The 5,078-nt window shown below is 42.9% G+C and carries 3 protein-coding genes and 2 pseudogenes; all 5 read left to right on the forward strand.

From position 1 onward, the window contains the following. A pseudogene (locus SLS51_RS22285) lies at nt 1-343 on the forward strand (type VI secretion system tip protein VgrG); the annotation flags it as partial. Next, nucleotides 343-1,956, forward strand: a complete 1,614-nt coding sequence (locus SLS51_RS22290; protein WP_323840709.1) for an esterase/lipase family protein — start codon at nt 343-345, stop codon at nt 1,954-1,956. The pseudogene SLS51_RS22285 and the gene SLS51_RS22290, both read left to right, overlap by 1 nt. Then, complete coding sequence (locus tag SLS51_RS22295) at nt 1,949-3,037, forward strand: Tli4 family immunity protein (protein WP_323840710.1); 1,089 nt, start codon at nt 1,949-1,951, stop codon at nt 3,035-3,037. Before SLS51_RS22290 ends, SLS51_RS22295 begins: the two co-directional genes overlap by 8 nt. 386 nt (nt 3,038-3,423) lie before the next feature. After that, the gene (locus tag SLS51_RS22300; RefSeq protein WP_323840711.1) at nt 3,424-3,696 is read left to right on the forward strand and encodes a PAAR domain-containing protein; all 273 of its coding nucleotides are present in this window, start codon (nt 3,424-3,426) and stop codon (nt 3,694-3,696) included. A 936-nt stretch (nt 3,697-4,632) separates the two neighbouring features. Next, nucleotides 4,633-4,767: pseudogene (locus tag SLS51_RS22305) on the forward strand (type VI secretion system tube protein Hcp); the annotation flags it as partial. Nucleotides 4,768-5,078: the final 311 nt, after the last annotated feature.

Raw genomic sequence — 5,078 nt, forward strand, 5'->3', positions numbered from 1 at the left:
GGAGATCTTGCTGGCCTGTGGCGGGGGATATATCCGTATTAGCAACGGGCAGGTGGAAAGTGGGGCGCCCGATAACATCATCCAGCGGGCGGCGGTGTGGCAAAAATTTGGTGGGCAGAGTTTTAATCAGATGGCATCCCAACGTGAGACAGCGGATTTTGCTATAACGCCGCAGGTACTTTGGCCTTTTGATGATTCACCGGTGAATCATCAAAGCAGCCTTTTGCACAATCAGGACAATAGTCAGCAGCCTTCGACAACCGGCTCGGATGGTAAGGTGACTAAACAGCAGCAATTAGGGGTAGAAGCAATGAAGTTCTATTTAAAAGAAGGTAAGGAGTAATGATGGCCGATTCATCAGAAAAAATTGTTGTTCAGCCTGTTTATGACGAGCATGGCAGGTTGTATTACCCGTTAGTTAATGCGCCCAGTGAAAAGAACCTGACGGCGATTTGCTATAAGGTGCCAAACCGGGTTATTCCGGTGATTTTTCTGCCGGGGGTAATGGGGAGTAATTTGCAGGATAAAAATGGAACGTCAGTTTGGCGTTTAAACAGCAGATTGGGTGCCTTGAAGGACTGGGTTTTAAAGGGTGCAGAGGATCGAAAAAAGTTGCTTGATCCGGAAAATACTGTTGTCGATTCACGGGGCAGAGTAGACGACAATCATAAAGAAGGCCCTAAATTTCCTTCGCGAAAGGAGCGGGGTTGGGGTGAGGTCGCCTATATGAGCTACGGCGAATTTTTGCCCTGGCTTCAGGCGGCGCTGGATGATCAGGATGAGTTATTGCACAACCGGTTGAATAAGACGGGGAAGCAGACATTGCGTCAGCAACTGGAGTTGATGGATTTACAGGCTGAGATGGGGGAAGCCAAACTGACACGGGATGAAATTAAGCTGAGTTATCAATATCAGTTTCCAGTCCATGCGATGGGGTATAACTGGCTTCAGTCTAATGTGGAGTCAGCAAACCGGTTGGCGGACTATATTGACCAAGTGGTTACGAGCTATAAACGGCGGCGTCAGCCTTGTGAGAAGGTGATACTGGTCACGCATTCGATGGGAGGATTGGTGGCTCGTCACTATTCAGAAATATTGAAGGGGCGTGACAGGCTCCAAGGGATTGTGCATGGTGTGATGCCGACATTTGGTGCACCGACGGCTTATAAGCGGATGAAAGCAGGTGAAGGTAGCCCGACTGGATTAGTCATAGGCAAAGATGGCGGTCAATTCACTGCCGTGATGGCGCAGTCACCGGGACCACTTCAGTTATTACCCGGTCTGAGATACGGAAAGTGGTGGTTGAAGATTGAGGATGGGAATACACGCTATAGCTTACCGGAGAATGACCCTTATGAAGAAATCTACTTGCAGCGCGATAAATGGTGGGGATTATGCGAAGAGCGTTTGATTAACCCGGAAAACAAGGCTAAAAATTGGGCGGTAATGCAGGCAGATTGGGATAACTTTACAAAAATAATTAGAAAAGATGTGCGTAGTTTTATAGAAGAATTAAATGGCTGTTATCACAGCAATACCTATGCTTTTTATGGTAACAGTATGAAACACCTCTCTTATGGCACTGTCCGTTGGGTAGCACGTAAAGATTATTTTAATCGGAAAGGTAATCCTGAACTGGCATTTAATAGCCCGATATTTGATCCGATGAATGCGGAGCTTTCAGATATGCGCAGTGTCAAATACCCAATAAAACCTGGTAATGACTATTCTCTAATACAAACTTTTACTATAGCGGATCCGCAAGAGCCCGGTGATGGCACGGTGCCAGTTGAGGGAGGGAAATTTACCGCCAGCGGTCTGCGTTCAATATTGGGGGCTGAGGTTGATCATGAAGGTGCCTATGATACTGACGATACCCGTTTTTTTACCCTGCGGGCTATTGTTAAAATAGCGCAATCTGTTAAACAAACATCTTTGGCTTATCCTGATGAATAGAAAAAAAGCGCTTGCCATAATAATTGCCAGTTTGCTTGTGCTGGTATTTTACGGGGTGTGGCACTGGTTGCAGCCCTATCCCCCACATACTGTGTTAAACCAGAAGGAAAAATTAGCTGTGGACAAATTGTTAGCGAATTTACAAACCCGTTGTATCGGCCGGTATTTGGTTGATTTGCCGGAAAACTATCATGATACGGTGAATGCTTCCCGGGTGAACGATCATTGGGTAGAAACCCAACGGATCTATTTACCTGCCTTTGAACAGCGTATTCAATTGCGGGAGCAGGCACTACGGCAGACAAAAACGGTGAAGGTGATTGATATGCCCTATTTAAAGAATATTTACTCTGTTCCTCAGGGGATGAAAGGGATTATTTTTGAACGCATAGAGAATGTAAGCGTTGATGATGCATTCAGAGTACTGGAGGCTTATTTGTACAGTAATGGAGTAGCAATTAAAGTAGAAATGGAAACGACAAATGGTTCAGCCGCTCGCTATGACAAAGACAGGGCATCCTACCCTGTTGTATATGCTAATACAGCTCAGAAAGATTTAGCTACACTGAGGGATTTATTATCTCGTATACACGGACGTGAAGAAACGGAAATTCCGACTACCGCGGGAAGCTGTATTTCCAATGCGTTTATTGCAGATAATCAAAGGGATAAAGAAGATATCGGTGCATTATATAAAACTGGCCCGGATAATTATTTGAATGTGAGAATACAAACGAATAACTATATCCGGGAAAAAGACAGTATGCTGGAGCGTATCGGCCAAATTAAAGCATTTCTGTACCGGGGTGATATTTTCCGTAAAGGCGTGCGAAAAATTAATGGGCTGGATACCGAGGAATTATTGGCGGTGGGATTACAGCCGGATAGTGATGATCCGCGTTATCAGTTTACGTTACTGGCAAATGAGAAAACCGGCGGAAAGAAAACACCGGTCTTTGATTTGACGGTGGTCAATGATGAAGAGACACCGACAGCCTATACCCAGAATGAAATAGTGGCATTCTGGGATGCTATTAGTCAGACCGTTAGAGTCAGACCCGGCGCTTTCGATCCTCGATAACATGCGTTTTAAATTAAACCCTTTATAAGGATATAAAGGTTAAAAATCAGGATGGGAAAGGGTAAGAAAATATCGATACGTACTTTAAGTTCAATCATCAAGATTGTTTGGATGGTAAAAATTGAATAAAAGAAATATCTTACTTATTTTGTTGTCTGGTGTGGCTATTTATGCTTTGTGGCGATGGTATTTACCTGATCCTTATCATCCTGTTTTAACTGAAAAGGAATTGAGTGGGCCGCTTATTTATCTTTTAATTCAGTTTTTGAAGGTATGGGGCCCTTAAGATTAAAGTCAATAATGAGATATCTCGGGATGAAATATTATCTCCTGAATATCTGATGGTTTATTTAGGGTTATTTCTATAATTAATAGAGGATATCACAATGTCTGGTATTGTTTGTTTAGGTGATGCCACTGATCGAGGTGGAAAAGTGATCACCGCTTCTTCAACAATGTATTTCGACGGTAAACAGGCCGCTTTGGTAGGGGATCTCATTCATTGTCCGCTAGAGGGGCACGGTATTAATCCCATTATTGAGGGGGATAATACCGTTCAGGAAAATGGTCGTGCTGTAGTGGTGCATTATTGTCGCTGCCAGTGTGGGTGTCGAGTATTGAGTTCAATGCCTCATAACCAAGTTGAGTCATCGTTATGAGCTGGCCTATTCCTGAGATCCCTCGTCTTCGTGTCATCTTATCGCAGACTGAGGGGCAGATATTTCCTCATTAATGAGGATTAATGACGGGTTTGCTGACCATTATCACCGGAAAATCATGAAAATATTAAATGGGGTTCTGTCACTCACCGGGGCGACATATATCGTAATAATATTCCTTTTTAATAAGTCGTGTTTTGTTTTTGCGATAAGGATTAGGCTTGATTGGTGGTGGTAAGAATATTGCCGTCTGTTTTTGACTATCACTGAAGGTATTCTCATTCGCATATTATGAATGAGAATCATTATTTTTTACCTATTTAGGCAGCAGGATGTAAAGTGAGGTTGTTTATTTTATTTTATTTTATTTTATTTTAATTGTAACTAATTGATTTAAATTAAAATAAATAATTTAATTATGGGCTGGCTGCGCTATTGTATTAAAACTGACGAGTCTGGCTATTTTGTTATGATAAATAAATTCTTTTTATGTAAATAAGTGTAATTTTATTTATATTTTATTAAGGTAATGTGTTTGTTTTTTTGTTTTTACAGAAATTATATTTATTTGGCCTTTAGCTTATTGTGCTATTTGATAAAAAAGACTTGATTTATATATGCACCCGTTAAGAGAATGAAATTATGCCTTAATAGTCCATGCTGTTAAGGCATAATCATCATTGATGGCGCAGGGATAGCCCGATTAATTATTTTCACTCCGATTAACCTCTGGTTGGGAAATACCTGATCTGATTTATTGTTTTCCGGATTTATTCTGACTGACTCCCGGATCTTTATTCGGTTTGAGTTCCGTTCGGCCCTGAATGCCGTTGCTTGCCAGCGATTACAAAAGGTGCCGAACTCTTTATCAACAACAGGAGCGTAATATTATGGCGATCCCCGCGTATTTATTGGTTGAAAGATGACGGTGGCGCCGACATCAAAGATCCGGTCAAAGAGAAACACAACCACCTGGAACGTGTTGAGTTCCGCTACGAAAAAATCACCTGGCCTTATCAGGACGGCAACATCATTCACTCCGATGCCTGGAGTGAACGTTTGACCGCGTAACCGTGAGTGGCGGACGGGGTTAACCCGTCTGCTGTTTTTTTCCTTTTTTATGTGATGGCAGGTGCCGTAGGCGCTGCGATGGAAACCGCTAAAACAAAAAAACAGATCATGACCTTATGGGCCTCGGTATACGGCTATGGGCGGTAGCGTACCTGAAGCGATTGGGAAGCAAGTGGGAGAAAATGATGAACAATACAACTCCGGCGATCATCTTTGATCACAGCCGTTACAAACTGAAAGTGTGGAAAAATACCGCGCCGCTGGATGTGGTGGCGTTTAGCGGGCAGGAAGGCTTAAGCCAGCCTTTTCGT

This window comes from Photorhabdus africana, from assembly GCF_035181445.1.
In the GTDB taxonomy this organism is placed as follows: Bacteria; Pseudomonadota; Gammaproteobacteria; order Enterobacterales; family Enterobacteriaceae; genus Photorhabdus; species Photorhabdus laumondii.

Coding starts and splice junctions, on each gene's coding strand:
- SLS51_RS22290 (WP_323840709.1), top strand. CDS start 343: ATGATGGCCGATTCATCAGAAAAAATTGTTGTTCAGCCTGTTTATGAC.
- SLS51_RS22300 (WP_323840711.1), top strand. CDS start 3,424: ATGTCTGGTATTGTTTGTTTAGGTGATGCCACTGATCGAGGTGGAAAA.
- SLS51_RS22295 (WP_323840710.1), top strand. CDS start 1,949: ATGAATAGAAAAAAAGCGCTTGCCATAATAATTGCCAGTTTGCTTGTG.